Genomic DNA, 2,334 nt, shown 5'->3' on the forward strand with positions numbered 1-2,334 from the left:
CGCATCTGGAACCAGCACGCCTACTCGGTGACGAACATCAACGCGGACGGCACCATCCCCGCCCGCCCGGCGACCAACTGGCTCCAGCCGCAGCTCAACAACTTCCGCGCCAACGTCGCCAACTACCGGGGCGACGGCGCCAGCCCCTACGCCGCCGCGGACCTCGTCATCTCCGACGTGACCGTGGCGTGCGATGGCTACGGCTCGCTCGTGCTCGGTGCGCGTGTGCGCAACCAGGGCGAGGCCCCGGTGGCCGCCGGCGTGAAGGTGGCCTTCTACAAGGGCAACCCGGCCTCGGGCGGCACGCTGCTCGGTGTGACCGACGTCGGGACGCCGCTGGCCGCGGGCGAGAGCGCCATCGTCACGCTCTCCGCGACCACCTCCGCCACCGGCACCGCCGAGGTGTGGGCCGTGGTGGATGATGACGGCACCGGCCAGGGTTCCACCACCGAGTGCATCGAGGAGAACAACACCTCCTTCGCGTCGGGTGACCTCTCGTGCGCCGTGACGCCGGCCAACAAGCCGCCGGTGGCCCTGTGCCGCGACATCACCATCAACGCCAACATCTACTGCCTGGGCCGCGCCAGCGTGAACGACGGCAGCTACGACCCGGACAACGGGCCGTCGCCGCTCACCATCACCGAGGAGCCCTACACCTCGCTCGGTCTGGGCACGCACACCATCACGTTGACGGCCTCCGACGGTGAGGCGAGCTCCCAGTGCGTGGGCCGCATCACCGTGGTGGACAACTCGAAGCCGACCATCGACTGCCCGGCCTCGCAGGAGCTGGAGACGTGCTCGCCCGCCGGCGCCACGGCCACCTTCGAGGCCTCGTCCGCCGACACCTGCGGCCCGGCACCCCTGTCGTGCTCGTACGCCTCCGGTACCACCTTCCCGGTGGGCGACACGGCCGTTACCTGCTCCGCCACGGATACCGCTGGCAACAAGGCCTCCTGCGGCTTCAACGTGACGGTGCGTGGTGACACCCTGGCGCCGGTGCTCAGCTGCCCCACCGCCCCCGTGGTGGTGACGGTCGACTCCTGCTCCGCCACGGGCTCCCCGGCCTCCTTCGAGGCCGCGGCCACCGACAACTGCGGCCCGGTGCCCGTCTCCTGCTCGCACGCCTCCGGCTCCGAGTTCCCAGCCGGTGACACGCTCGTCACCTGCTCGGCCACGGACGCCTTCGGCAACGCGGCCTCGTGCGAGTTCGTCGTCAGCGTGAAGAGCAGCGTCGACACCTCCGTGCCCCCCACCGCGGGCGCGGAGAAGGGGCTGGAGCTGTGGTCGCCCAACCACAAGTACGTCACCGTCTCGCTCGCCGACTGCGCCGAGCCCGCGACGGACGCATGCGGCAACCCGCTGCCGCTGGACCACTACGGCCGCATCCTCGCCGTCACCTCGGACGAGGTGGAGGACGCCAACGGCAACGGTGACGGCCGCACCTGCGACGACATGGCCGTGACCGTGGGCACCACGTCCGTGCAGCTCCGCTCCGAGCGCGAGGGCACGAGCGACGGCCGCGTCTACACCCTCCACTACGCCGTCACCAACGACGAGGGCGTCTCCACCCAGAGCAGCTGCCGCGTCTACGTGCCGCACGACCAGTCCGGCCGTGGCGCGGTGGACAGCGGCGTGAAGTTCTGCGTCGGCGAGGGGTGCCCGGCCGGCACCACCGAGGGCAGCTCGCTCTGCAACAAGTGAGGGCGGGGTAGGGTGAGGTGAAGCAGGGCCCGGAGCCGCCAGTCGGTTCCGGGCCCTTCGCTTTTCCGCGAGCCCTTCAGGGCTGGGGCAGGTCGAGCCGCTCCCGGCGCAGGCGCAGCAGCTCGCGCGCGATGATCTGCCCTGTCGCCACCAGCGGCACCGCCAGCACCGCGCCGGTGATGCCAGCCAGCTCCGCGAAGAAGACCACCGCGAACAGGGTGAGCAGCGGGTTGACGTGGACGGTGCGCCGGAAGACGAGGGGCGCCAGCACGTTGCCCTCGAGCTGTCCGTAGAGAAGGAAGTAGACGAACACCATCAGCGCCTTCCACGGTCCACCCGTGGCCAGCGTCAGCAGGGTGATGGTGCCCCCGGCCATGAGGGGCCCCACGTACGGGACCATGCTGGAGAAGCCGCTGATGATGCCCAGCGGGAGGAAGAAGGGCACCCCGAGGAGCGCCAGGCAGATGGTGGTGAGGACGGCGTTGATGGTGCAGATGAGGGTGAGCCCGGCCAGGTAGCCACCGGTGGCGTTGTACACCTTGGCCAGCACGCGCTCGTACCGCACACGGTGCTCGGGGAGGGTCTCCGCGAGCACCCGCCGGACCAATCCCGGGCCGAACACCAGCATGAACA

General features: G+C 70.6%; 2 protein-coding genes. One reads left to right on the forward strand and one right to left on the reverse strand.

Translation table 11 applies throughout. The features are described from left to right. Positions 1-1,701 (forward strand): HYR domain-containing protein (locus VF794_RS32035; RefSeq protein ID WP_331116916.1); only part of this gene is annotated, 1,701 nt, incomplete at its 5' end. Between the two features lie 76 nt (positions 1,702-1,777). On the opposite strand, the gene VF794_RS32040 is transcribed toward VF794_RS32035, so the two are convergent. Beyond that, positions 1,778-2,334: AI-2E family transporter (locus VF794_RS32040; RefSeq protein WP_331116917.1), on the reverse strand; the 557-nt coding region annotated here is incomplete at its 5' end.

Origin of the sequence: Archangium sp. (assembly GCF_036389735.1) — a bacterium.
Lineage (GTDB): Bacteria > Myxococcota > Myxococcia > Myxococcales > Myxococcaceae > Archangium.